We start from the raw sequence: 23,839 nt of genomic DNA, 5'->3' as shown, positions 1-23,839 counted from the left end.
GATCTCACCCGTTCGGCTTGCCGGCGGCCTGCGCCCTGTCGGCGTCGAACCACCAGCTGGTCTCGGGCGAGAAGGCGTAAGGCGGCTTCTCCGCCGGCCAGCCGAACAGGTCCCAATGCGCCACCCGATGGTTCGGCTGGAACCAGGCCGGCACCCAATAGTGCCTGGCGCGCAGGATGCGGTCGATCGAGCGGGTGATCGCGATCAGTTCGTCGCGCGAGCCGACCGTCGCGACCTTGCCGATCAGCGCGTCGACCACCGGCTCCTTGATGCCGGAGAAGTTATAGGTGCCCGGCGAGTCGGCGGCCCTGGAGCCGAACAGCGTCTCGAGCCCGTCGAGGGGTGTCGCCGAGAGCGAGACGGCGCTGAGCACGATGTCGAAATCGTAATCGTTCTGCCGCGCCTGATATTGCGCGGGATCGATCTGGCGGATCGAGGCGTCGACGCCGATCGCCCGCAGGTTCTCCGCATAGGGCGACAGGACGCGCACGAAGACCTCGGCGTCGATCAGGAATTCGACGGTCAGCCGCGCGCCCGACGCATCGACGAGGCCCGATCCCCCGCGCGTCCAGCCCGCCGCGGCGAGAAGCTGTGAGGCCTGCCGCAGCATGGTCCGGTCGCGGCCGGAGCCGTCGGTCTTCGGCGGAACATAGGCGGGGCCGAACACCGCCTCCGGCAGCTCGGCCCGATAGGGTTCGAGGAGGGCCAGCTCTGCCGGAGTCGGCTCGCCCTCGGCCTTGAAGTCGGACTTCTCGAAATAGGAGGCGAGCCGCTGATAGGCGTCGAAGAAGAGATTCTTGTTCGACCACTCGAAATCGAAGGCGAGCGCGATCGCCTGGCGGGTCCGCGGATCGGCGAATTTCGGCCGCCGCGTGTTGAAGAACAGGCCCTGGAAGGACGGCCGCTGTTCGGCATCGAACAGCGACTTCTTCACCCGTCCGTCGGCGACGGCGGGAAAGTTGTAGTCGCGCGCCCAGGTGATCGAGGTGAACTCCTCGCGGAAGGTGATGTCGCCCTTCTTGAACGCCTCGAAGGCGGCCGCGCGCTCGCGGAAGAAATCGATGCGGATGCGGTCGAAATTGGCACTGCCGCGATTGACCGGCAGGTCGCGGCCCCAATAGTCCGGATCGCGCTCATATTCGATGAAGCGCCCGGCCGAGACCGCGCCGACACGATAGGGTCCCGAGCCGGGGGGCGGGGTGAGCGTCGCCCGTTCGAAATCGTTCGCCGTATAGAAGGCCTTCGAGAACACCGGCAGGCCGACCACCGTCAGGATGGTCGCGCGGTTCTGCTTACCCGACAGGGTGACGACGACGGTCTTCGGGTCGGGCGCGGTCGCCGATACCATCTCGCGGATCGGCTGCGAGAGATTCGGGTGGCCCTTCTCCTTCAGAAGCATCAGCGAGAAGGCGACATCCTCGGCGGTAAGCGGCGTGCCGTCATGGAAGCGCGGCCCCTCGCGCAGCGTGAAAGTGAAGCTGTTGCGATCCTCCGAAACCGCGACGCTTTCGGCGAGGAGCCCATAGACGGAGTCCGGCTCATCGGCGGCCGAGGCCATCAGCGTATCGAACAGCAGCTCGATCCGCGGCGGCGCGTCGCCGCGCAGCACGAAGCCGTTCAGCGTGTTGAAGGTGTTCGGAGCCTGGTTGAAGAACCAGTAGGGCGGCTGGAAATTGATCCGCCCCCCTTTCGGCGCTTCCGGGTTCAGATAGGCGAAGTGAGAGAAATCCGCCGGATATCTGAGGTCGCCGAAGGTCGACAGGCCGTGCAGGCCGGTTCGGCCGGCCGCCCAGGCGAAGGGCTCCGCCGCCGGAAGGGCGAGCGCCGCGGCGCCGGCCGCGAGCACGAAGCGGCGGGTCGGTCCGCCGCTCACGGCTGCGCTCCGGCCGCCTTCTCGCGGGCCGTGTCGATCCACCAGGAGAAGGGATCGACGCCGACATAGGCCGGCTGCTTCTCGGGCACCTTGATCTTCGCCCACAGCGCGAACCACATGTCGGGATTGTTCCAGTGCGGCACGACGTAGAAGTTCCACAGGAGCACGCGGTCGAGCGCGTGGGTGGCGGCTTCGAGCTCGGCGCGGTCCTTCGCAAAGATGACGCGGTCGATCAGCGCATCGACCGCGGGATCGCGGATGCCCATCAGGTTGCGGCTGCCCGGCCGCTCCGCCGCCGCCGAGCCGAAGAAATCGCGCTGCTCGTTGCCGGGCGACTGCGACTGCGGCAGAATGACCGTCGTGGCGTCGAAATCGTAATTGTCGGCGCGGCGCTGGAACTGGATCGGGTCGACGATGCGCAGCTTCGCGTCGATGCCGAGCCGGCGCAGATTGACGATGATCGGATTGGTGACGCGCTCGTCGCTGGCGTCGTCGCCGAGAAACTCGATCGTCAGCGGCTGGCCCTCACCGTTGACGAGCCGGCCGTTCTGCTGTGTCCAGCCGGCCTCGGCGAGCAGGCGGCTCGCCTCGCGCAGCCCGTCGCGCAGCTTCGCCGGCGTGTCGTAGACCGGCAGGGTGAACGGCGTGGTGAAGACCTCGGGCGGCACCTTGTCCCGCACCGTCTCGAGGATCTCGAGCTCCTTGCCCTGCGGCAGGCCCGAGGCGGCGAGGTCCTGGCCCTCGAAATAGCTGTCGGTGCGCTGATAGAGGCCGAAGAAGAGCTTCTTGTTCATCGCCTCGAAATCGAGCGCCAGCGTGATCGCCCGGCGGACGCGGCGATCCTGGAGCTGCGGCCGCCGCGTGTTGAGGGCGAATCCCTGCATCGGCGCGCCGGCGCCGGAGACGAAAGTCCGCTTGACGACGTCGCCGCGCAGCACGGCCGGGAAGTCGTAGCCCTCGGCCCAGCGCTGCGCCCGGTTCTCGCGCCGATAATCCGAGATGCCGCCCTTCTTGAACGCCTCCCAGACCGCATTGTCGTCGCGGAAATACTCGTAGCGGATGCGGTCGTAATTGAAGCGGCCGACGCGCAGCGGATGGTCCTTCGCCCAATAGTCCTCGACGCGGACCCATTCGACCGACCGGCCGGCCGAGAAGGCGCCGATCTTGTAAGGCCCCGATCCGAGCGGTGGTTCGAGCGTCCCGCGCGAGACGTCGCGCTTCTCACCCTTCGCGTCCGTGCCCTCCCACCAGTGCTTCGGCAGGACGGGCAGGTCGCCCATGATGTTCGGCAGTTCGCGGTTGCCCGTCTCGCTGAAGCGGAAGGTCACCTCGCGCTCGCCGGTCTTCTCCCCGCCGGTGACGTTCGCGAAATACTGGGCGTAGAAGGGATAGTTCTTCTTCAGCGTGTCGAAGCTCCAGATCACGTCGTCGACGGTGATCGGGGTTCCGTCGTGCCAGCGGGCGCGCGGATCGAGCCGGAAGGTCACGGAGGAAAGATCGGCCGGGTAGCGCATCGCCTCGGCGATCAGGCCGTAGCTCGTGCCGGCCTGATCGGTCGCCTGCTCCATCAGCGAATCCCAGAGGAGGCCGATGCCGGCCGCGGGCGTCGCCTGAACGATGTAGGGGTTGAAGCTGTCATACGTGCCGAGCACGGCCTGATCGAGCGTGCCGCCCTTCGGCGCCCCGGGGTTCACATAGTCGTACTGGGTGAAGCCTGCCGGATATTTCGGCTCGCCGATCAGCGAGGTGGCGTGACGCCAGGTGCCGGCGGCCTCCGCCCTCGTGCCGTCCGGGGTCTCCTGGGCGGCCGCCGGAGACAGGGCGGCGATGGCCAGAAGGGCGGCGAAGAAGGCGGCTCTCATCCTTGGCGGTACTCCTCGTATCCCGCCTTCATTGATAAGGCGGAATGCTCCGGCGGCAACGGGTTACCCGAGCCCAAGGCAAGAAAAAGGCCGGAGGATGACCTCCGGCCCTCATCCGTCTCACGATCGCGTGGGGCTCACGGCGCGGTCGACTGACCGGCCGGCTCCTCGGCGGGGGCCTGAGGCTGCGTCGTCGCCGGCGGAGCGATCGGCTGCTCGGCCGGAGCGGGCTCGGAAGGCGCGGCACCGGCGGGCGGCTCCGTCGCCGGCGCGGCCGGCGCGGCGTCGGCCGGCGGCTGCGCGGCGGGGGCCGGATCCGCAGGGGTCTCGGTCGCAGCAGGCGCCTGCGTCGCCGGAGCGGCGGGCTCGGCGGCCGGCGGCTCGCTGGCCGGGGAGACGGCGGGCGGCGCGGCGTCGGGCTGGGCGCCGGCGGGGGCCGGCTGGGTGCCCTCCGCGGGCGGCGCGCCCTCGGCCGGCTCGGCTCCGACCTGGGCCGGCTGCTCGGCGGCCGGGGCAGCTTCCGGCGTCGGCAGCGGCGGCGGGTTGTCGGACAGCGAGCGGAGATAGGCGATCATATTCGCCCGCTCCGAATCCTTCTTCAGGCCGGCGAAACCCATCGCCGTACCGGGCGCGAAGCCCTTCGGATTGTGCAGGAAATGGTTGAGGTTCTCGTAGGTCCAGGTGTCGCCGGCTTCGTGCTTCTCGGTGAAGATCGCCGAGTATTTGAAGCCGGCCATATGGGCGATCGGCCCTGTGACGACACCATAGAGGTTGGGGCCGACCTTCGCCGGCTCGCCCTTGCCGAAGGTGTGGCAGGACACGCACTTCTTCGCGACATCGGCGCCGGCCTCGGCCGAGGCGCTGGCGAGCAGCACGGCGATCGGCGTCTCCTCCGCGGCGGCGGTCTGCGTGCCGCCGGCAGCCTGCTCCTCCGGAACCTCGATCGCGAATCCCGGCTTCTCGGGCTCCTCCGGCGTGTAGATCGCCTCGGCGACGATGCCGAGCGACATGGTGACGAGGAGGGTGAACAGGACCGCGCCAACGATCTTGTTGAGCTCGAAAGAGTCCATCGCGCCTGGGGCTCCACACCGGCATGAAAACGCAGCCGTCGTCGCGCTGAGGCGGCGAGACCCGTCCATTGTGCGGCGGAAACTAGCTTCTTTCGCGCACGCCGCGCAATACGTATAAGCGCCTCGCCCTTGAGACCTTTTGCCACCTCGGGCGGCGTGGCCCGGAACGGCGCGGAGACGGAGCGATGGTTTCCTCGGAAAGGACGGCGGGCGGCACGGTCGTGCTCATTCCCGCGCGGCTCGCCGCATCGCGCCTGCCCGGCAAGCCGCTCGCCGATATCGCCGGCGTCCCGATGATCGTCCATGTCTGGCGCCGCGCCATGGAAGCGGCGATCGGCCCGGTCTTCGTCGCGACCGACGCGCCCGAGATCGCCGTCGCCGTCGCCGCAGCCGGCGGCCGCGCGCTGATGACGCGGGCCGATCATCCGAACGGCTCCGCGCGCATCCACGAGGCGCTCGCTGCGGCCGATCCGGACGGGCGGGCCGGCGTCGTCGTCAATGTGCAGGGCGACCTGCCGACGATCGACCCGGCCGCGATCGCCGCCGCGGCCGCGCCGCTCGCCGATCCGGCGGTCGACATCGCGACGCTCGCGGCCGAGATCGTGCGCGAGGAGGAGCGGACGAACGAGAACGTCGTCAAGGTGGTCGGCAGCCCGGTCGGGCCCGACCGGCTGAGGGCGCTCTATTTCACCCGCGCGACCGCCCCCTGGGGCGCCGGGCCGCACTATCACCATATCGGCCTCTACGCCTATCGGCGTGCGGCGCTCGACCGCTACGTCGCCCTGCCGCCCTCGCCGCTCGAACTGCGCGAGCGGCTGGAGCAGCTCCGCGCCCTCGAAGCCGGCATGCGCATCGACGTCGCCCTCGTTGACGCGGTTCCGCTCGGCGTCGATACTCCCGCCGACCTCGAGCGCGCCCGCGCGATCCTCGGCGCGACGTCGTGAGGCCCCTTCGCGGACCGGCCCCCTCGGCCCGGCCGCCATCCGACCGGAAGATCCCATCCCCATGAAAAAGATCGTGTTCCAGGGCGAGCCCGGCGCGAACTCGCACATCGCCTGCTCGAACGTCTATCCCGATTGCGAGGCGGTACCCGCCGCCACCTTCGAGGACTGCTTCCAGGCGATCATGCGCGGCGATGTCGATCTCGGCATGATCCCGATCGACAATTCGCTCGCCGGCCGGGTCGCCGACATCCACCACCTGCTGCCCGGCTCGGGGCTCCACATCATCGGCGAGTATTTCCTGCCGATCCATTTCCAGCTGATGGCGGTCGAAGGCGCGACGCTCGAGACGATCCGCGTCGTCGAGAGCCATGTCCACGCGCTCGGCCAGTGCCGCCGGCTGATCCGCGAGCGCGGCTATGTCGCCCATGTGGCGGGCGATACGGCGGGCGCCGCCCGCGTGATCGCCGAGGCGCGCGACGTCACCCGCGCCGCGCTGGCGCCGCGGCTCGCCGCCGAGATCTACGGCCTCTCCATCCTTGCGGAAGACGTCGAGGACGCCGCCCACAACACCACCCGCTTCGTCATCCTGTCGCGCGAGGGGCTCCGCGCCCCGGCGGGCAACGGGCCGGTCGTCACCTCCTTCATCTTCCGCGTCCGCAACCTGCCGGCGGCGCTCTACAAGGCGCTCGGCGGCTTCGCGACCAACGGCGTCAACATGACGAAGCTCGAGAGCTACCAGCTCGAGGGGCAGTTCTTCGCCTCGCAATTCTATGCCGAGGTCGACGGCCATCCCGACGAGCCGCCGCTCGCCCGCGCGCTCGAGGAGCTCGCCTTCTTCTCCGCCGAGTTGCGCCTGCTCGGGGTCTTCCCCGCCGATCCGTTCCGCGCCAACATCCGCGAGCCGGAGGCGCGCTGAGGGGCGCCGCCCGGCCGGCTGCGGGGGGCCTAGATGACGGGGGCGGGCACGGGGGCGGGGCGGCCGCTATGCTGATCGACGAGCTGGGCTTCGTTCCGCCCGGTGCGGCGGAGATCGCCCGCGTGCGGGCCGAGCCGCCGCCCGAGGCGCCGACCGTCACACTCCTCCCGGCGACCGTGATCAGCGCCGATCCGCTGATCTCCTATTCCGGCATCGGCGAGACTGTGCCGCTCGGCCTCGCCGGCGTCGCCGGGTCACGTCTCGCCGGCCGCACCGTCTGGTTCCTCTTTTCGCCGACCCGGACGATCGAGAGCGAGGAAGCCGTCGCGCTGCTCCGCCGGCGCGCGGTGCTGCACCGCCTTTCCCATCCGCAGCATCGCCTCGTCTTCCTCTGCAACACGCCGGAAGAAACGGCGCTCGTCCGGGCGACGGGCGAGGCGGCCTTCTTCTACAACAAGACGGCGAACGCCCCGGAGGCGGTATTCCGTCCGCTCGGCACGCCGCGCGAGTTCGACGCGATCTACAATGCGCAGCTCGTGCCCTGGAAGCGGCACGAGCTGAGCCTCGCCATCCCGAGCTGCGCCTTTCTTTTCTATCGGAACAGCCTGCTTCCGGAGCCGGCCGCCGAGGCGGCGATCATCGCCCGCCACAAGGCGGAGGCGCCGGGCCATGTCTTCCTCAACGCCTTCGATCGAAAGGGCGAGCCGGTGCGGCTGTCGCCGCCCAAGGTCAACCGGGCGCTCGGCCGGGCGCATGTCGGGCTGTGCCTGTCGGAGACGGAAGGCGCGATGTTCGCGAGCACGGAATATCTGCTCGCCGGCCTGCCGGTCGTCAGCACGCCGAGCATCGGCGGCCGGCACGTCCATTTCGATCCGGACTTCTGCCTCACTGTACCGCCCGATCCGCGCGCCGTCGCACAGGCCGTCGCGGCGCTGAAGGCGCGCGCCATCCCGGCCGAGACCGTCCGGGCGGCGACGCTCGCGCGGCTGGAGCGGGAGCGGGCGCGCTTCCTCGCGCTCCTCGACGCCATCCTCGAGGAGGGCGGGGCGACACACCGGCTCGCCGGTCCTTGGCCGTTCCGCAAGGCCGTGATGATGGAATGGCAGGCGCCGGAGGTCGCGATCGAACGGGCGGTGAAGGGCGACATCGACGCCTTCCTGCCGCGAAAAAGGGCGCGCGGCCTGCGCCGCCTGTGGCGGAAGTTGACCGGCCAGCCGACCTAGCCGATCCGCCCCTCGACCCAGCTGCGCAGCAATTCATGGGCGATCGCCATCGGGTTCGGCGCGCCGAGCCCGTCGGGATGAGCCCCTGCGAGCATCGAGGCGGCCTCCGCCCGCGAGAACCAGCGACAGTCTTCCAGTTCGTCGACATCCGGATGGACGTCGAAGGAGAGCGCCTCGGCGTGGCAGCCGATCATCAGCGAATTGGGGAAGGGCCAGGGCTGGCTGGCGTGGTAGCGCACCTTGCCGATCAGGATGCCGGCCTCCTCGCGGATCTCGCGGCGCACCGCGTCTTCGATGGTTTCGCCCGGCTCGACGAAGCCGGCGAGGCAGGAATACATGCCCTTCGGGAAGCGCGGCTGGCGACCGAGCAGGCAGCGGTCGCCCTCGACCGCGAGCATGATCGCGACCGGATCGGTGCGCGGAAAGGTCTGCGTGCCGCAGGCGGTGCAGTCGCGTCGGTAGCCGGCGATCGCCGCGACGGTGGGCGCGCCGCAGCGGCCGCAGAACTGCGCCGAGGCGTGCCAGTTGAAGAGCGCCCGGGCCTGGGCGAGCGCGCCGAGCGGCGCGGCGCCCACCGGCCCGGCGAAATCGGGATCGGCGGCCGCCGCCGAGGCGAGCGCGCGCAGCGTCGCCGGCCGGCCGAGCGCCTCGTCGATGGCCGCTTCGGCGGGCAGGGCGAGCGCAAGGCGCGGCGTGCCGTCGTTCCAGCCGAGCAGCACCGCGGCTTCGACCGCCCCGGCGATCCGCTCCGCGGTTTCGCGCTCGAAGAGCGGCGTGCCGTCCGGCCCGAGCACCGCCTCGTCGCCGCGCAGGATCAGGAAGCGCGCCGCCGGATCGGCGAGCGCCGCGGCGAGCGTGTCGGGATGACGGGATTCGCTCCGCCGGTCGATGATGTTGCCCGAGAAGCCGACGCGGCGGCTGGGCTCCTGCTGCGGCAGGCCGGAGAAGATCGAGGTCATGGCGGGGGACTTGTCGGTGAGCGGAACGGGACGGCGATCCTAGTGCGGCGCACGGCGCGGCGAAAGCGGCCCGCTTCGTCGGTCTCCCTCTTGCCATTGCGGCGCCGCCGTATGATATGGTGCCCTTGGGAGGTTGGTGGTGGACGAGCCACTCGCCAACCGGGTCAGGTCCGGAAGGAAGCAGCCCCAACGAGCCACGGCACGGGTCGCGTGCCAGCCTCCCGCTCTCTCCTTTCATCGTCCGTCTCCGGCGTGGGCTCGCCCGAAGAGCCGGGCACGACCGAGGCAACGCATGGACGGCGCGGATCCGACAGGCATGGCCGGCGCAGGCTCCGCCCGAGGCGGCGCCTATCGCGTGCTCGCCCGCAAATACCGCCCGCGCAGCTTCGACGACCTGATCGGCCAGGAGCCGATGGTCCGCACGCTGAAGAACGCGTTCGAGACCGGCCGCATCGCCCAGGCCTATATGCTGACCGGGGTGCGCGGCGTCGGCAAGACGACGACCGCCCGCATCCTCGCCCGCGCGCTCAATTACGAGCTGCCCGGCCGGGTCTCCGCCCCGACGATCGACATGCCCGAACTCGGCGTCCATTGCGCCGAGATCATGGAAGGCCGCCATGTCGACGTGATCGAGATGGACGCCGCCTCGCACACCGGTGTCGGCGACATCCGCGAGATCATCGAGGCGGTGCGCTACCGGCCGGTCTCGGCGCGCTACAAGGTCTATATCCTCGACGAGGTGCACATGCTTTCGGGGGCGGCGTTCAACGCGCTCCTGAAGACGCTCGAGGAGCCGCCCGAGCACGTCAAGTTCGTCTTCGCGACGACCGAGATCCGCAAGGTGCCGATCACGGTGCTGTCGCGCTGCCAGCGCTTCGACCTGCGCCGCATCGAGGCGGCGACGCTGATCGGCCTGCTCGGCCGGGTCGCCGAAGCCGAGGGCATCGCGATCGAGCCGGAGGCGCTCGCCATGATCGCGCGCGCGGGCGAGGGCTCGGCGCGCGATTCGCTGTCGATCCTCGACCAGGCGATCGCCCATGGCGCCGGCGCCGACGACCCCCTTGTGCGCGCCGAGGAGGTGCGGGCGATGCTCGGCCTCGCCGACCGCGCCCGCGTCGTCGACCTGTTCGAAGCGGTGATGGCGGGCCGCACCGCCGAGGCGCTCGCCCTCCTGAAGGCGCAATATGACGTCGGCGCCGAGCCGGCCGTCGTGCTGCAGGACCTCGCCGCCTTCACCCATTTCGTCACCCGGCTGAAGATCGTGCCGGAAGCGGCGGACGACCCGGCCGTGCCGGAGGAGGAGCGCCGCCGCGGCGCGGCCTTCGCCGAACGGCTGTCGCTCCGGGTGCTGTCGCGCGCCTGGCAGATGCTGCTGAAGGGCATAGACGAGGTGCAGGGCGCCTCCCGCCCGCTCGCCGCGGCCGACATGGTGCTGGTGCGGATCGCCCACGCCGCAGACCTGCCGACGCCCGACGAGGCGCTCCGCCTGCTGAAGGAGGGCGCCTTCCGCTCCGCCGCGAGCGCGTCCGTGCCCGGCGGCTCGGCGCCCGGCTCCGCGGCGTCCGAGCCGCCGCCCGCACCGCGCCTGTCCGCGGTCGCGGCGCCGATGCGCGCCGAGATCGCAGCGCCTGCGCCCGTTCCCTCGCCTCAGCCGGCGCCGCAGGCCCGGCAGGAGCCGGCGATCCGCTTTTCCCGCTGGGAGGATCTCGTCGCCTTCGTCGGCACGAAGCGCGACGTGCCGCTCAAGATCTCGCTCGAGCGCCACGCCCGGCCGATGCGCCTCGAACAGGGGCTGATCGAATTCGAACCGGTCGGCGATCCGCCTTCCGGCCTCGCCTCCGAACTCGCCCGCAAGCTCTCCGACTGGACGGGCGAGCGCTGGACGGCCGTGCTCGGGCGCGGCGCGACGTCGCGCACCCTCGATGAGGCAAAGGCGGCGCAGCAGGAGAAAAACGTCGCCGACGCCCGCAGCGACCCGCTCGTCGCGGCCGTGCTGGCGCGCTTTCCGGGCGCGCGCATCGTCGACGTGCGGGTCCACGCGGCGGACGAGGTCGCCGCCGCCTTGCCGTCGCCCGACGCGACAGTCGACATCGTCGACGAGATCGAAGACGCTACCGAGGATTGATCCTGTGCTGGTGATGGAGTTCGGCCGATGAAAGACCTGCTCGGCATGATGTCGAAGGCGAAGGAACTGCAGCAGCGCATGCTGTCGATGCAGGACGAGGCCGGCCGGATCGAGGTCGACGGCGCCGCGGGCGGCGGCCTCGTCAAGGTGACGCTCACCGCCAAGGGCGAGCTGAAGCGGCTGTCGGTCGATCCGTCGCTCCTGAAGCCCGAGGAGGGCGAGATCCTCGAGGACCTGATCGTCGCCGCCCATGCCGATGCGCGCGGCAAGGCCGAGGCGAAGATGCAGGAGAAGATGGCCGAGCTGACCGGCGGGCTCGGCCTGCCGCCCGGCTTCAAGCTGCCCTTCTGATCTCGCCCGTCGTTCCGGCCGCGCCGGAGCGACGACGGGTCTCCCCGCCGAAAAGAACACATGACCCGCGCCACCGCCGGACCCGAGATCGAGCGCCTGATCCAGCTCCTCGCCCGCCTGCCCGGCCTCGGGCCGCGCTCGGCGCGGCGGGCGGCGCTGGCGCTCGTCAAGAAGAAGGAGCTGCTGCTCGAGCCGCTCGCCGATGCGATGGCGGCCGCGGTCGAGCATGTCGGCACCTGCTCGGTCTGCGGCAACATCGACACGACGGACCCTTGCACGGTCTGCACCGACCCGACGCGCGACGGCTCGGTGATCGTCGTCGTCGAGGACGTCTCGGACCTCTGGGCGCTCGAACGGGCGGGCGCCATCCGCGCGCGCTATCACGTGCTCGGCGGCACGCTCAATCCGCTCGACGGCATCGGGCCGGACGATCTCTCGATCGAGCCGCTCGTCGCGCGCTGCGCGGCGGGGGGCGTCGCCGAGGTGATCCTCGCCGTCAACGCCACCGTCGACGGCCAGACCACCGCGCACGTCGTCACCGACCGGCTGTCGCATCTGCCGGTTCGCGTCTCCCGCCTCGCCCACGGCGTTCCGGTCGGCGGCGAACTCGATTATCTCGACGAAGGCACGCTCGCCGCGGCGATCCGTGCCCGCACGCCGTTCTGACGGAGACCGCGATGGATCGGACGATCCTTGCCGAGGCGCATGACTGGTGGTGCGGACAGCTCGCCGACATCACCGACTTCCCGATCGAGAAATCGCGCCGCTGGTTCGACCGCAGCGAGGAGACCGACGGCTATATCCGGGCGACCTTCGGCCCCTATCTCGACGCCGTCGCGGCGCACGACTGGGCGCTGTCCGAACTCACCCGCGAGGAGGCGGTCGGGCTCGTGCTCTTCCTCGACCAGTTCCCGCGCAACATCTTCCGCAAGAACGCCCAGGCCTTCGCCTATGACGGCGTGGCGCTCGACCATGCCCGCGCCGTGATCGAGGGCGGCCTTTCCGATTTCTGCCTCGTCGAGCGGGTCTTCCTGTTCCTGCCCTTCGAGCACAGCGAGGAGATGTCCGACCAGGACCGCTCGATCGCGCTGTTCGCCTCGCTGCTGCTGCAGGCGCCGGACGACCAGAAGGAAATCTACCGCGAATTCTTCAAATACGCCTATCTGCACTGGGATCTGATCCGCCGTTTCGGCCGCTTCCCGCACCGGAACGCCGATCTCGGCCGCGAGACGACGCCGCAGGAGGCGGAGTTCCTGGCGAAGAACGGCCGCGGCTACTGAGGCGCGGCCAGATCCGGGCGCGTGCCGCCGGCGGCGGAGCGGCAAGGAGGCGGCGGGGGCGCGTCATTGTTCCGCCGCGCCGGACGGGCTATCTAGCGGCCCCATCCATCCCATCGCCATACGCCCCATCGGTTTTCCCCCATGCAAACCCCTCCTCCCGGCGCCGCGGCCGCCCATGACCCGGTCCTGACCGCGCAACTGATCGCCACCGCCCTCCCCTATATGCTGCGCTACGACGAGAAGACCGTCGTCGTGAAGTTCGGCGGCAATGCCATGGGTTCGGAAGCCCTCGGCAAGGCCTTCGCCGAGGACATCACCCTCCTGAAGCTCGCCGGCATCAATCCCGTCGTCGTCCATGGCGGCGGCCCGCAGATCAGCGCCATGCTCGACCGTCTCGGCATCAAGACGCAGTGGGACGGCGGCATGCGCATCACCGACAAGAAGACCGCGGAAGTGGTCGAGATGGTGCTCGCCGGCTCGGTCAACAAAGAGATCGTCCAGACGATCACCGAAGCGGGCGGTCGGGCTATCGGCCTGACCGGCAAGGACGGCAACATGGTCACCGTGACGCGTATGAAGCGGCTGGTGATCGATCCCGATTCCAACATCGAGCGACTGATCGATCTCGGCTTCGTCGGCGAGCCGAAGACGGTGCGCACCGAAGTCCTCGAAGTGCTGGCGAAGTCGGAGATCATCCCGGTGCTCGCCCCGGTCTGCGCGGGCGAGGACGACGGCGAGACCTACAACGTCAACGCCGACACCTTCGCCGGCGCGATCGCCGGTGCGCTGCATGCGAGCCGGCTGCTCTTCCTCACCGATGTACCCGGCGTCTACGACCGCCACCGCAACCTGATCAAGGAGCTGACGGTCGCCGAGGCGCGCAAGATGATCGCCGACAAGACGATCGTCGGCGGCATGATCCCGAAGGTCGAGACCTGCATCGAGGCGCTGGCGCAGGGCGTCGAGGGCGTCGTCATCCTCGATGGCAAGACGCCGCACGCCGTGCTGCTCGAACTCTTCACCGAGCGCGGCGCCGGGACGCTGATCAAGCCGTGAGCGCGGAGAACCGGATCCCCACCACCGGGACGGCGGACGATCTCTCCCGCTTCGCCGCCGTCCGGGCCTGGGTGTTCGATCTCGACAACACGCTCTATCCGCGCGCCACCCGGCTGTTCGCGCAGGTCGACACGCGCATCCGCACCTATGTCGAGCGGCTGCTTTCGCTGCCGCCCGACGCCGCGCAGACGCTGCAGCGCGACTATTACCGCCGCTACGGCACGACGCTGCGCGGCCTGATCGTCGAGCACGGCATCGCGCCGGACGACTTCCTCGAATATGTGCACGACATCGACCACTCCCCGGTCGGCCGCGATCCGGCGCTCGCCGCCGCGCTCGCCGCGCTGCCGGGGCGGAAGTTCATCCTGACCAACGGCTCGCGGCGCCATGCCGAGGCGGTGATCGCCCGGCTCGGCCTCGGCCCGGAATTCGAGGACATCTTCGACATCGTCCGCGCCGATCTCGTGCCGAAGCCCCACCCGGACACCTATGACCGCTTCCTGCGCGAGACCGGCGTCGCCCCGGCCGAGGCGGCGATGTTCGAGGACCTCGCACGCAATCTCGAAGTGCCGAAGGCGCTCGGCATGGTGACGACGCTGATCGTGCCGCCGCATACCGAAGAGGTGCTCGCCGAGGCCTGGGAGCAGGAAGGCCGCGACGCCGATCACGTCGATTACCTCACCGACGATCTCGGCACCTTCCTCGGCCGCATCGCCGCGTCGATCTGATCGCCAGAGGCCGTCCCTCACAGCGACGGATTGACACCCCCGCCTCACCCTCTATCGTCCGGCCGCCTTTCGCGGAGACCGCCATGTCCGAACACGATCTCGCCACGCTCGCTTCCACCATCGACGCCGCCTTCGAGGATCGGGCGACGATCGGCACCGAGACGACGGGGACGGTGCGCGATGCCGTCGAGGCGGCGCTCGGCCTGCTCGACACCGGGACGCTGCGCGTCGCCGAGAAGGTCGACGGCGAATGGGTCGTGCATCAGTGGCTGAAGAAGGCGGTGCTGCTCTCCTTCCGGCTCAACGCCATGGAAACGATCACGGGCGGCCCCGGCGGGGCGCCGTGGTGGGACAAGGTGCCGTCGAAGTTCCTCGGCTGGGAGGCGGCGGATTTCGCCCGCGCCGGCTTCCGTGCCGTGCCCGGCGCGATCGTGCGCCGCTCCGCCTTCGTGGCACCGAACGTCGTGCTGATGCCGTCCTTCGTCAATCTCGGCGCCTATGTCGACGCCGGCACCATGGTCGACACCTGGGCGACCGTCGGCTCCTGCGCGCAGATCGGCAAGAACGTCCATCTGTCGGGCGGGGTCGGCATCGGCGGCGTGCTCGAGCCGCTGCAGGCCGGGCCGACCATCATCGAAGACAATTGCTTCATCGGCGCGCGTTCCGAAGTGGTCGAGGGCGTCGTGGTCGGCGAGGGCTCGGTGCTGTCGATGGGGGTGTTCATCGGCGCCTCGACAAAGATCGTCGACCGCGAGACCGGCGCCATCCATATCGGCCGCGTGCCGCCCTATTCCGTCGTCGTGCCCGGCTCGCTGCCCGGCCGCCCGCTTCCCGACGGCACGCCCGGCCCGTCGCTCTATTGCGCCGTCATCGTCAAGCGCGTCGATGAGAAGACCCGCGCCAAGACCTCGGTCAACGAATTGCTGCGCGACTGAGACGCGGCCCTTCCTTTCCCCTCCCGCTCGCGCGGGAGGGGGAAAGACCGAAAGACGGAGCCCTTGGAGGGTTCAGCCGTCGAGCCGGAAGCGGTTTTCCGGCAGCCCGGGCACGTCGCTCTGCCAGGCGAACAGGCCGCCGGCGAGACGTTCGAGCGGCCCGTTACCGCCCTGCGCGGTGGTGATGTAGAGCGTCTTCAGGTCCGGCCCGCCGAAGGTGCAGTTGGTGATGTTGCCGACCGGCATGTCGAGGATACGGTCGACCTTGCCCTCCGGCGAGACACGCACGACCGCGGCGCCGCCATAGCGGGTGTTCCAGACGAAGCCTTCCGCGTCGATCGACGAGCCGTCCGGCGCACCGCGCTCGAAGCCGGTGAAGAAGGGCCGCTCCTCGCCGACCGCGCCGGTCTCAGGATCGAAGTCGAACGCCCAGAGCGCGTTCTTCAACGTGTCGCCGGTGTAGAAGCGGCGGCGCGGCACGTCCCAGACCATGGTGTTCGAGATGCCGATGCCGGTCTTCAGCGTCGTGCAGCGGCCGTGCCGGTCGACATGATAGAGCCCGCCGCGGTCGTTCGCGGTGATGTCGACGCCGTCGCCGCGGGCATCGACATTGTTGAACATCGAGCCGACGACGAAGCCGCCGGCCGGATCCGGCGCGCCATCGTTCAGCCGCGCGGCGGGCAGGTTCTTCTCGGGAAAAGCGAAATCGGCGCGGGCGTCGTTCGCCGGCTGCCACAGGACGACCTTCGAGCCGAGCGCGGCGACGAACGTTCCGGGCCGGTCGGTGAGACCGAGGGTCGTCACCGGCTGGTCGAAGAACCAGCTCCGCACCGCGGCCGAATCGACATCGTAGCGGTGGATCAGGAAGCGGTTGATGTCGGTCCAGTAGACGGCGCGCTCCTCGGCGCTCCAGATGATGCCCTCGCCGGTGCGGTCGCCCGACGGCACCACGCAGATCGGATCGGTCACGCGCTATCCTCCTTCTTTCCGCCTCCCCGGCCGACCGCTCGCGGCCCGCCGGCGGTCCCGGCTTAGCGGCTTTCCTCCGCCCGCGCATGCGGTTTCATTCCGTCGCGGATGTTATTTCGATGTCCTAATTTTACCTCTCAACATATGCCTCGGCTTCGATTAGGTAAGCCTCAGGGACGTACGCCGTTCCGCCTTTCCGGGAGCGCATCGGATGACCAGCCGCATCATCGCCGTCGACCCCTTCGATCTCGTGGTCTTCGGCGCAACCGGAGACCTCGCCTATCGCAAGCTCTTGCCGGCGCTCTATCAGCGGCACCGCGACGGGCAGATCCCGCCGGTCGCGCGGATCATCGGTGCCTCGCGGCGGCCGATGTCGGACGAGGCCTATCGCGACGCGACCGAGAAGGCGCTGGCGAGCCACGTCCCGGCCGCCGAGCGCGAACCGGAGACCGTGAAGAGCTTCCTCGAGCGCATCTCCTATGTCGCCGTCGATGCGAGCGCCGACGGTGCCGGCTGGGCGGACCTGAAGGCGACGCTCGACGAGGGGGCGGACCGCATCCGCGCCTTCTATCTCGCCGTCGGCCCCGACCTCTTCGGCGCCATCTGCGAGGGCATCGGCGCCCATGGCCTGATCACCGAGAAGACCCGCGTCATCATCGAGAAGCCGATCGGCAAGGATCTCGCCTCGGCCCGCGCCGTCAACGACGCCATCGGCCGGGTGTTCGACGAGCGGCAGATCTACCGGATCGACCATTATCTCGGCAAGGAGACGGTGCAGAACCTGATGGCGCTGCGCTTCGGCAACGCCCTCTTCGAACCGCTGTGGAACGCCGCCCATATCGACCATGTGCAGATCACGGTGGCCGAGAGCCTCGGCGTCGAGAGCCGCGCCGGCTATTACGACACCGCCGGCGCGCTGCGCGACATGGTGCAGAACCACATCCTGCAGCTCCTCTGCCTCGTCGCCATGGAGCCGCCCTCGCATTTCGACGCCGACGCGATGCGCGACGAGAAGCTCAAGGTGCTGCGCGCGCTGCTGCCGATCACCGACGACAATCTCGACCAGTTCACCGTGCGCGGCCAGTATCGCGCCGGCGCCTCGCAGGGCGGCGCGGTGCCCGGCTATCTGGAGGAACTCGGCCGCACCGATTCGACCACCGAGACCTTCGTCGCCATCAAGGCCGAGATCGAGAACTGGCGCTGGGCGGGCGTGCCCTTCTACATCCGCACCGGCAAGCGGCTGGCGACGCGCGTCTCCGAGATCGTCGTCTCCTTCAAGCCGATCCCGCACTCGATCTTCGATTCCTCGGCCGGCCATCTGACGCAGAACCAGCTCGTCATGCGGCTGCAGCCGGACGAGGCGGTGCGGCTGTCGCTGATGATCAAGGACCCCGGCCCGGGCGGCATGCGGCTGCGCAACGTGCCGCTCGACATGAGCTTCGCCCAGGCCTTCAAGGTCCGCTCGCCCGATGCCTATGAGCGGCTGATCATGGACGTGATCCGCGGCAACGCGACCCTCTTCATGCGCCGCGACGAGGTCGAGGCGGCGTGGACCTGGATCGATCCGATCCTCGGCGCGTGGGAGCGCACCGCGGTCCCGCCGAAGGCCTATACAGCCGGTACCTGGGGTCCCTCGGCGGCGATCGCGCTGATCGAGCGCGACGGGCGGACCTGGCACGAAGAGGTTCTCTGAGCCGGAGGACGGGCCGCGGAGGCGGCGCGCTTCCTGCATCGGAGCGGACGACATGCGGGTTCCGGGCGGCGGCGCAAGGCCGCCCCGAGCCGTTCCTGGCTGCGCAGGAGATCACCACCGTGACCATCCATCCGAAGATCGAAGCGATCACCGACCGCATCCGGGCGCGGAGCGAAACGAGCCGTGCCGCCTATCTCGGCCGGATCGCCGCGGCGCGCGAGGCCGGCGTGCGCCGCGCCCATCTCGCCTGCGGCAACCTCGCGCACGGCTTTGCGGCCTGCGGCGGCGAGGACAAGGCGGCGCTGAAGGGCGACGTGGTACCCAATCTCGGCATCATCACCGCCTATAACGACATGCTGTCCGCCCACCAGCCCTATGAGGGCTATCCGGAGATCATCCGCGCTGCGGCGCGCGAGGCGGGCGGGGTCGCGCAGGTCGCGGGCGGCGTGCCGGCGATGTGCGACGGCGTCACCCAGGGCCAGGCCGGCATGGAGCTGTCGCTCTTCTCGCGCGACGTGATCGCCATGGCGACCGGCATCGGCCTGTCCCATGCGATGTTCGATGCCGCCGTCTATCTCGGCATCTGCGACAAGATCGTGCCGGGTCTGCTGATCGCCGCCCTCACCTTCGGCCATCTGCCCGCGGTGTTCGTGCCGGCCGGACCGATGACATCGGGCATGCCGAACGACGAGAAGGCGAAGATCCGTCAGCTCTATGCCGAGGGCAAGATCGGCCGCGACGCGCTGCTCGAAGCCGAGAGCGCCTCCTATCACGGCCCGGGCACCTGCACCTTCTACGGCACGGCGAACACCAACCAGATGCTGATGGAGATCATGGGACTCCATCTGCCGGGCGCGAGCTTCGTCAACCCGAACACGCCGCTGCGCGACGCGCTCACCAGGGCCGCCGCGAAGCGGGCGCTCGCCATCACCGCGCTCGGCAATGAATACACCCCGATCGGCGAGATCATCGACGAGCGCGCCGTCGTCAACGGCGTCGTCGGCCTCAACGCCACCGGCGGCTCGACCAACCACACGCTGCATCTCGTCGCGATGGCGCGAGCGGCCGGCATCGTGCTGACCTGGGACGATTTCTCCGAGATCTCGGATGTCGTGCCGCTGCTCGCCCGGGTCTATCCGAACGGCCTTGCAGATGTGAACCATTTCCACGCCGCCGGCGGCATGGCCTTCCTGATCCGCGAACTGCTCGGCGCCGGCCTGCTGCACGAGGACGTCACCACGGTGTGGGGCACCGGCCTCTCGGGCTATACGGCCGAGCCGCGGATCGAGGCGGACGGCACGCTCGCCTGGCGCGAAGGGCCGGTGGCGAGCCTCGACGAGAAGGTGCTCGCGCCGGTCGGCAAGGCCTTCCAGCCGACCGGCGGGCTCAAGGTGCTGAAGGGCAATGTCGGCCGGGCGGTGATCAAGATTTCCGCCGTGAAGCCGGACCGCCATGTCATCGAGGCGCCGGCGAAGGTGTTCCACAGCCAGGACGCCCTGCAGGCCGCGTTCAAGCGGGGCGAGCTCGACGGCGATTTCGTCGCCGTGATCCGCTTCCAGGGCCCGCGGGCGAACGGCATGCCGGAACTGCACAAGCTGACGCCGACGCTCGGCGTGCTGCAGGACCGCGGCCACCGCGTCGCGCTCGTCACCGACGGCCGCATGTCCGGCGCCTCGGGCAAGGTGCCGGCGGCGATCCACGTCTCGCCGGAGGCGGCGAGCGGCGGACCGATCGGCCGCGTGCGCGACGGCGACCTCATCCGGCTCGACTGCGTCGCCGGCACGCTCGAAGTACTCGTCCCGGCGGAAGAGTTCGACGCCCGGCCGCTCGCCGAGCAGGACCTCGCGGCGAACGGCTTCGGCACGGGCCGCGAGCTCTTCGCGATGTTCCGCGGCAATGCCGCGAGCGCCGAGCTCGGCGCGGGCGTGCTGTAGCGCTCCGGGCGCGCTGGGCTCCTCCCTCCCGCGGAGAAGGAAGGCGCCGTGCTCAGGACGCTCCGGCGCCCGAAAGCGTGCGGCGGACGGCGTCGCGCCAGCCGGCGACTTTCTCATCCCGCACTTCGGCCGGCATCGTCGGCTGAAAGCGCCGGTCGCATTGCCAGCGGGCCGCGAAGCCCTGCTGATCGGGCCACAGCCCGGCATGCGAGGCGGCGAGCCAGGCGGCGCCGAGCGCCGTGGTCTCGACGATGGTCGGCCGGTCGACCGGGGCAGCGAGGATGTCGGCGATCGCCTGCATGGTCCAGTCCGAGGCGATCATGCCGCCGTCGACCCGCAGCACACGGGCCTCGCCCGCCTCGGTCCAGTCCTGCCGCATCGCCTCGACGAGATCGAGCGTCTGGTAGGCGACCGATTCGAGCGCCGCGCGGGCGAGCTCGGCCGGGCCGGTCGCCCGCGTCAGGCCGAAGAGCGCGCCGCGCGCCTCCGCGTCCCACCAGGGCGCGCCGAGGCCGGTGAAGGCGGGCACGAGATAGACGCTCTGGTTCGGATCGGCGGTGGCCGCAAGGGGGCCGCTCTCCTGCGCCGAGGCGATCAGCTTCAGCCCGTCGCGCAGCCACTGCACCGCCGCGCCGGCGACGAAGATCGAGCCCTCGAGCGCATAGCTGGTGCGCCCGGCGAGCCGATAGGCAATGGTGGTGAGCAGCCGGTGACGCGAGGCGATCGGCTTCGAGCCGGTGTTGAGAAGCGCGAAACAGCCCGTGCCATAGGTCGACTTGACCATGCCCGGCGTGAAGCAGGCCTGGCCGATCGTCGCCGCCTGCTGGTCGCCCGCCATGCCGCAGATCGGGATGGCGGCGCCGAACAGCGCCGGGTCGGTCGTGCCGAAATCGGCCGCGCAGTCGCCGTCCTCCGCCAGCACGGCGGCGGGCACGCGCAGCAGACGGCAGAGCTCCTCCGACCAGCCGCCGCGGTGGATATCGTAGAGGAGGGTCCGGCTGGCATTGGTGGCGTCGGTCCTGTGCGCCCTGCCCCCGGTCAGCCGCCACAGGAGAAAACTGTCGATCGTGCCGAAGGCGAGCGCGCCGGCTTCCGCCTTGGCCCGCGCGCCTTCGACCCGGTCGAGCAGCCAGGCGAGCTTGGTGCCGGAGAAATAGGGGTCGAGCAGCAGGCCGGTGCGGGCCGTCACTTCGGCCTCGACCCCGTCGCGCCGAAGAGCGGCGCAGTCCTCGGCGGTGCGGCGGTCCTGCCAGACGATGGCGCGATGGATCGGCCGGCCGCCGTCACGCTCCCAGACCACCGCGGTCTCGCGCTGGTTGGTGATGCCGATCGCGGCGATGGCGGACGGCGCGATGCCCGCCTTCCCGATCGCCGCGCGGATCACCGCGACGACGCTCGCCCAGATCTCCTCGGCATCGTGCTCGACCCAGCCCGAGGCGGGGAAATATTGCGGGAACTCCTGCTGCGCCGCAGCAACGAGGCGCTGGTCCGCGTCGAACAGCAGCGCCCGCGACGACGTCGTCCCCTGATCGATCGCCAGAACATAGCCCGCGCCCATCGTCCATCCTCCCCCCGTCGGCTTTCGTTTGTTGCCGCAGAGTGGCGAGATCGATCAAAAAGCGCAAGCATCCGCGGAAAAAAGGAAAGGGCCCCGCCGGTCACGACGAGGCCTCCCGGACGGTCCGTTGCAGGACCGATCAGTCGGAATCGCTGGTCGGCTCGGCCTGGAGCTGGCCGTAGAGCTGCGGCCCGAGATCGTTGAGGAGGTCGAGCTGGGTTTCGAGGAAGTCGATATGGCCCTCCTCGTCCTCGAGCAGTTCCTCGAACAGCGCCATCGAGACGTAGTCACCGACTTCCTGGCAGAGCGAACGGCTCTCGGAATAGTGCTTCTGGGCCGTGTATTCGCCCTGCAGGTCCGCCTCGAGCACCTCCTTGATGTTCTGGCCGATCACCAGCGGGTCGAGCTGCTGCATGTTCGGGAAGCCCTCGAGGAAGATGATGCGGGCGACCAGCTTGTCGGCGTGGTGCATCTCCTCGATCGATTCGGCCCGCTCCTTCTTGGCGAGCTTGCCGTAGCCCCAGTCCTCGGTCAGGCGATAATGCAGCCAGTACTGGTTCACGGCGGTGAGTTCCAGCCGAAGTGCCTTGTTGAGCGCCTCGATGACCGTCGGGTTGCCCTTCATATCGCGCCGCCTCTTGTAAGAGTTCTAATGTGTGAGGACATTAGGACAGGGTTCGGCGGACGTCAAAGGGGAGCCGCCGGGCGCGCGCAGCGGCATTCTGGCCCGCTGCGGGCCTTTTTCGACCGCGGGGCGCTCCTCGTCTCAGCCGGCGACCGCCGCATCATAGGCGGCAACGAGCGCCCGCGCCTTCTCCGCCACCTCGTCCGCCGCACGGCCGGGCTTGTAGAGGCTCGAGCCGATGCCGAAGCCGGTGCAGCCCGCCGCGATATAGGTGGCGAGGTTGGAGGCATCCGCCCCGCCGACCGCCAGCAGCGGCACGTGCTTCGGCAGCACCGCCTTCATCGCCTTGATGCCGGCCGGGCCGATCAGTTCGGCGGGAAAGAATTTGAGCGCGTCGGCCCCCGCGGCGAGCGCGGCGAAGGCCTCGGTCGGCGTCATCACGCCGGGATAGCTCTCGAGCCCGAGCGCCTTCGTCCGGGCGATCACCGTTGCGTCGGCATTGGGCGAGACGACGAGCGTGCCACCGGCGTCCCGCACCCGGTCGACCTCGTCGGGCTTCAGCACCGTTCCGGCGCCGAGCCTCGCCCGGCCGTCCGCGCGCGCGGCCATCGCGGCGATCGAAACGAAGGGCTCGGGCGAATTGAGCGGCACCTCGATCAGCGTGATGCCGGCGCCGACGAGCGCCTCGAACACGGCCTCCGCCTCGGTGGGCGTGATGCCGCGCAGGATGGCGACGAGCGGCCGGTGGCCGGCGAAGAGCGGATGCGACATGGCGAACTCCGGTCAGAGAAGCCCGGACGCGCGGGCGAGGCGGACGAGGCCGGTGCGGACGAGGGAGCCCCCGTCGCGCACCGCGACGGCATGGCCGGCGATACCGAAGGCGGTCTCGTAGGCACGGCCGAGCGTGCGCGCGCCGACGATGCGGATCGGCCGGCCCTCGGCGAGGAGACCCGAGGCGCGCGCCGCGGCGATCTCGCCGCCGATGACGAGGCCCGAGAGATAGGCGAGATTGTCGTCGCCCGACACCGCGTCGAGGAGCTGCCGCACCCGCACGGAGAAGATCGCCGAGAGAAACGGCAGGCCCTCCTGCACGCTGCGCCGCACGGCGAGGGCGAAATGGGCGGAACCCGGAATGTCGTCGGCGTCCTCGGCGACCGAGTGACGGAGGAACGACTTGCGCGCCAGCAGTTCGAACATCTCGCCGGTCATGAAGGTCTGGAAGTCGACGATCCGGCCGTCCTCGACCGCCGCCCATTTCGAATGCGTCCCCGGCAGCACGACGAGGCCGGAAAAGCCCGGCTCCTCCTCGATCAGGCCGACGAGCTGGGTCTCCTCGCCGCGGATGACGTCGCCGTCGCGGGCCGCGGAGCGCAGCACCAGGCCGGGCACGATCGAGACGCGGCGATGCGACAGGCTCTCGAAGCCGATCAGCGCCGCGGCGAGCGCATCCGCCGTCGCCGGCACCGGGACATAGGGCGCCTCGCGCCAGCCCTGCCGCGAGCCGATCATGCCGGCCATCAGCGCCGGCACGGCGGGCCAGGCGGCGACGAGCCGCTCGAAGGCCGCCTCGTGGCCCTGACCGGCGAGCGGACCGATGCCGTCGGCGCTGTCCGCCTCGGCGAGCAGGCCACCGTCGCGACCGATCAGCATGGCGCGGAGCCGCGAGGTTCCCCAATCGACGGCGACGAGCGCGGCGGCCTCGAGATCAGGCTTGTTCATCGGCAACACACCATCGACA

21 protein-coding genes and 1 other RNA gene are annotated in these 23,839 nt (G+C 70.0%); 13 read left to right on the top strand and 9 right to left on the bottom strand.

Features of this window, described 5'->3' with window-relative positions:
- Positions 1 to 4 precede the first annotated feature (4 nt).
- The 3 genes from GGQ63_RS11135 to GGQ63_RS11125 form a co-directional block, all read right to left on the bottom strand.
- Entirely contained in the window at positions 5 to 1,873 is a 1,869-nt protein-coding gene (locus GGQ63_RS11135; RefSeq protein WP_183855756.1) for an ABC transporter substrate-binding protein, read from the bottom strand.
- A complete protein-coding gene (locus GGQ63_RS11130) occupies positions 1,870 to 3,735 on the bottom strand; it encodes an extracellular solute-binding protein (RefSeq protein ID WP_183855754.1) in 1,866 nt (621 codons plus the stop codon). The genes GGQ63_RS11135 and GGQ63_RS11130 overlap by 4 nt, the downstream gene beginning before the upstream one ends.
- Positions 3,736 to 3,872: 137 nt before the next feature.
- Positions 3,873 to 4,805, bottom strand: coding sequence for a c-type cytochrome (locus tag GGQ63_RS11125; RefSeq protein WP_183855752.1), 933 nt, complete (start codon positions 4,803 to 4,805; stop codon positions 3,873 to 3,875).
- A 185-nt stretch (positions 4,806 to 4,990) separates the two neighbouring features.
- Between GGQ63_RS11125 and GGQ63_RS11120 the strand changes: the two genes are divergently transcribed.
- The 3 genes from GGQ63_RS11120 (at position 4,991) to GGQ63_RS11110 (ending at position 7,888) form a co-directional block, all read left to right on the top strand.
- Positions 4,991 to 5,749 carry a 3-deoxy-manno-octulosonate cytidylyltransferase gene (locus tag GGQ63_RS11120; RefSeq protein ID WP_183855750.1) on the top strand — a complete coding sequence of 253 codons (759 nt, stop codon included), beginning with the start codon at positions 4,991 to 4,993 and terminating at the stop codon, positions 5,747 to 5,749.
- Between the two features lie 61 nt (positions 5,750 to 5,810).
- Entirely contained in the window at positions 5,811 to 6,665 is an 855-nt protein-coding gene (locus GGQ63_RS11115) for a prephenate dehydratase (protein ID WP_183855748.1), read from the top strand.
- 68 nt (positions 6,666 to 6,733) lie between these two features.
- The gene (locus GGQ63_RS11110; protein ID WP_183855746.1) at positions 6,734 to 7,888 is read left to right on the top strand and encodes a glycosyltransferase; all 1,155 of its coding nucleotides are present in this window, start codon (positions 6,734 to 6,736) and stop codon (positions 7,886 to 7,888) included.
- On the opposite strand, the gene nudC is transcribed toward GGQ63_RS11110, so the two are convergent.
- Positions 7,885 to 8,847, bottom strand: a complete 963-nt coding sequence (nudC, locus tag GGQ63_RS11105; protein ID WP_183855744.1) for an NAD(+) diphosphatase — start codon at positions 8,845 to 8,847, stop codon at positions 7,885 to 7,887. The genes GGQ63_RS11110 and nudC overlap by 4 nt on opposite strands.
- Positions 8,848 to 8,978: 131 nt before the next feature.
- Between nudC and ffs the strand changes: the two genes are divergently transcribed.
- The 8 genes from ffs (at position 8,979) to dapD (ending at position 15,322) form a co-directional block, all read left to right on the top strand.
- Positions 8,979 to 9,069, top strand: an RNA gene (ffs, locus tag GGQ63_RS11100) — signal recognition particle sRNA small type.
- 94 nt (positions 9,070 to 9,163) lie between these two features.
- Positions 9,164 to 10,972 carry a DNA polymerase III subunit gamma/tau gene (locus GGQ63_RS11095; RefSeq protein ID WP_210308471.1) on the top strand — a complete coding sequence of 603 codons (1,809 nt, stop codon included), beginning with the start codon at positions 9,164 to 9,166 and terminating at the stop codon, positions 10,970 to 10,972.
- Between the two features lie 27 nt (positions 10,973 to 10,999).
- The gene (locus GGQ63_RS11090; RefSeq protein WP_183855740.1) at positions 11,000 to 11,323 is read left to right on the top strand and encodes a YbaB/EbfC family nucleoid-associated protein; all 324 of its coding nucleotides are present in this window, start codon (positions 11,000 to 11,002) and stop codon (positions 11,321 to 11,323) included.
- Between the two features lie 60 nt (positions 11,324 to 11,383).
- The gene (gene recR / locus GGQ63_RS11085; RefSeq protein ID WP_183855738.1) at positions 11,384 to 11,989 is read left to right on the top strand and encodes a recombination mediator RecR; all 606 of its coding nucleotides are present in this window, start codon (positions 11,384 to 11,386) and stop codon (positions 11,987 to 11,989) included.
- A gap of 11 nt (positions 11,990 to 12,000) precedes the next feature.
- The gene (locus GGQ63_RS11080; RefSeq protein ID WP_183855736.1) at positions 12,001 to 12,603 is read left to right on the top strand and encodes a DUF924 family protein; all 603 of its coding nucleotides are present in this window, start codon (positions 12,001 to 12,003) and stop codon (positions 12,601 to 12,603) included.
- 141 nt (positions 12,604 to 12,744) lie between these two features.
- Positions 12,745 to 13,659: an acetylglutamate kinase gene (gene argB, locus GGQ63_RS11075; RefSeq protein ID WP_183855734.1), complete on the top strand. Its 915-nt coding sequence runs from the start codon at positions 12,745 to 12,747 to the stop codon at positions 13,657 to 13,659.
- Positions 13,656 to 14,387, top strand: coding sequence for a pyrimidine 5'-nucleotidase (locus tag GGQ63_RS11070; RefSeq protein WP_183855732.1), 732 nt, complete (start codon positions 13,656 to 13,658; stop codon positions 14,385 to 14,387). Before argB ends, GGQ63_RS11070 begins: the two co-directional genes overlap by 4 nt.
- An 83-nt stretch (positions 14,388 to 14,470) precedes the next feature.
- Positions 14,471 to 15,322, top strand: coding sequence for a 2,3,4,5-tetrahydropyridine-2,6-dicarboxylate N-succinyltransferase (gene dapD, locus GGQ63_RS11065; RefSeq protein ID WP_183855730.1), 852 nt, complete (start codon positions 14,471 to 14,473; stop codon positions 15,320 to 15,322).
- 72 nt (positions 15,323 to 15,394) lie between these two features.
- On the opposite strand, the gene GGQ63_RS11060 is transcribed toward dapD, so the two are convergent.
- Complete coding sequence (locus tag GGQ63_RS11060; protein WP_183855728.1) at positions 15,395 to 16,291, bottom strand: SMP-30/gluconolactonase/LRE family protein; 897 nt, start codon at positions 16,289 to 16,291, stop codon at positions 15,395 to 15,397.
- Positions 16,292 to 16,502: 211 nt separating this feature from the next.
- On the opposite strand from GGQ63_RS11060, the gene zwf reads away from it, so the two are divergent.
- Both zwf and edd read left to right on the top strand, forming a co-directional pair.
- The gene (gene zwf, locus GGQ63_RS11055; RefSeq protein WP_183855725.1) at positions 16,503 to 17,984 is read left to right on the top strand and encodes a glucose-6-phosphate dehydrogenase; all 1,482 of its coding nucleotides are present in this window, start codon (positions 16,503 to 16,505) and stop codon (positions 17,982 to 17,984) included.
- Between the two features lie 110 nt (positions 17,985 to 18,094).
- Positions 18,095 to 19,918, top strand: coding sequence for a phosphogluconate dehydratase (gene edd, locus GGQ63_RS11050; protein WP_183856180.1), 1,824 nt, complete (start codon positions 18,095 to 18,097; stop codon positions 19,916 to 19,918).
- 52 nt (positions 19,919 to 19,970) lie between these two features.
- Here edd and glpK read toward each other — a convergent pair whose 3' ends face one another.
- The 4 genes from glpK to GGQ63_RS11030 form a co-directional block, all read right to left on the bottom strand.
- Positions 19,971 to 21,476, bottom strand: coding sequence for a glycerol kinase GlpK (gene glpK, locus GGQ63_RS11045; protein ID WP_183855723.1), 1,506 nt, complete (start codon positions 21,474 to 21,476; stop codon positions 19,971 to 19,973).
- A 139-nt stretch (positions 21,477 to 21,615) separates the two neighbouring features.
- Positions 21,616 to 22,101, bottom strand: a complete 486-nt coding sequence (bfr, locus tag GGQ63_RS11040; protein ID WP_183855721.1) for a bacterioferritin — start codon at positions 22,099 to 22,101, stop codon at positions 21,616 to 21,618.
- Positions 22,102 to 22,242: 141 nt separating this feature from the next.
- Positions 22,243 to 22,872, bottom strand: coding sequence for a 2-dehydro-3-deoxy-6-phosphogalactonate aldolase (locus GGQ63_RS11035; protein WP_183855719.1), 630 nt, complete (start codon positions 22,870 to 22,872; stop codon positions 22,243 to 22,245).
- 12 nt (positions 22,873 to 22,884) lie between these two features.
- Positions 22,885 to 23,820 (bottom strand): 2-dehydro-3-deoxygalactonokinase, encoded by a 936-nt coding sequence (locus GGQ63_RS11030; RefSeq protein ID WP_183855717.1) that lies wholly within the window; start codon positions 23,818 to 23,820, stop codon positions 22,885 to 22,887.
- Positions 23,821 to 23,839: the final 19 nt, after the last annotated feature.

The sequence above is a fragment of the Prosthecomicrobium pneumaticum genome (genome assembly GCF_014199915.1).
Taxonomy (GTDB): Bacteria; Pseudomonadota; Alphaproteobacteria; order Rhizobiales; family Kaistiaceae; genus Prosthecomicrobium; species Prosthecomicrobium pneumaticum.
Note: the sequence above shows the minus strand (reverse complement) of the source record. Positions and strands in the feature narration are given on the sequence as shown.

Bases quoted from the DNA above. Each gene is read 5' to 3' on its own strand.
- bfr (WP_183855721.1), bottom strand. From the start codon at position 22,101: ATGAAGGGCAACCCGACGGTCATCGAGGCGCTCAACAAGGCACTTCGG.
- GGQ63_RS11095 (WP_210308471.1), top strand. From the start codon at position 9,164: ATGGCCGGCGCAGGCTCCGCCCGAGGCGGCGCCTATCGCGTGCTCGCC.
- dapD (WP_183855730.1), top strand. From the start codon at position 14,471: ATGTCCGAACACGATCTCGCCACGCTCGCTTCCACCATCGACGCCGCC.
- GGQ63_RS11115 (WP_183855748.1), top strand. From the start codon at position 5,811: ATGAAAAAGATCGTGTTCCAGGGCGAGCCCGGCGCGAACTCGCACATC.
- zwf (WP_183855725.1), top strand. From the start codon at position 16,503: ATGACCAGCCGCATCATCGCCGTCGACCCCTTCGATCTCGTGGTCTTC.
- argB (WP_183855734.1), top strand. From the start codon at position 12,745: ATGCAAACCCCTCCTCCCGGCGCCGCGGCCGCCCATGACCCGGTCCTG.
- GGQ63_RS11080 (WP_183855736.1), top strand. From the start codon at position 12,001: ATGGATCGGACGATCCTTGCCGAGGCGCATGACTGGTGGTGCGGACAG.
- glpK (WP_183855723.1), bottom strand. From the start codon at position 21,476: ATGGGCGCGGGCTATGTTCTGGCGATCGATCAGGGGACGACGTCGTCG.
- GGQ63_RS11090 (WP_183855740.1), top strand. From the start codon at position 11,000: ATGAAAGACCTGCTCGGCATGATGTCGAAGGCGAAGGAACTGCAGCAG.
- GGQ63_RS11130 (WP_183855754.1), bottom strand. From the start codon at position 3,735: ATGAGAGCCGCCTTCTTCGCCGCCCTTCTGGCCATCGCCGCCCTGTCT.
- GGQ63_RS11035 (WP_183855719.1), bottom strand. From the start codon at position 22,872: ATGTCGCATCCGCTCTTCGCCGGCCACCGGCCGCTCGTCGCCATCCTG.
- nudC (WP_183855744.1), bottom strand. From the start codon at position 8,847: ATGACCTCGATCTTCTCCGGCCTGCCGCAGCAGGAGCCCAGCCGCCGC.
- GGQ63_RS11030 (WP_183855717.1), bottom strand. From the start codon at position 23,820: ATGAACAAGCCTGATCTCGAGGCCGCCGCGCTCGTCGCCGTCGATTGG.
- GGQ63_RS11125 (WP_183855752.1), bottom strand. From the start codon at position 4,805: ATGGACTCTTTCGAGCTCAACAAGATCGTTGGCGCGGTCCTGTTCACC.
- GGQ63_RS11110 (WP_183855746.1), top strand. From the start codon at position 6,734: ATGCTGATCGACGAGCTGGGCTTCGTTCCGCCCGGTGCGGCGGAGATC.
- recR (WP_183855738.1), top strand. From the start codon at position 11,384: ATGACCCGCGCCACCGCCGGACCCGAGATCGAGCGCCTGATCCAGCTC.
- GGQ63_RS11120 (WP_183855750.1), top strand. From the start codon at position 4,991: ATGGTTTCCTCGGAAAGGACGGCGGGCGGCACGGTCGTGCTCATTCCC.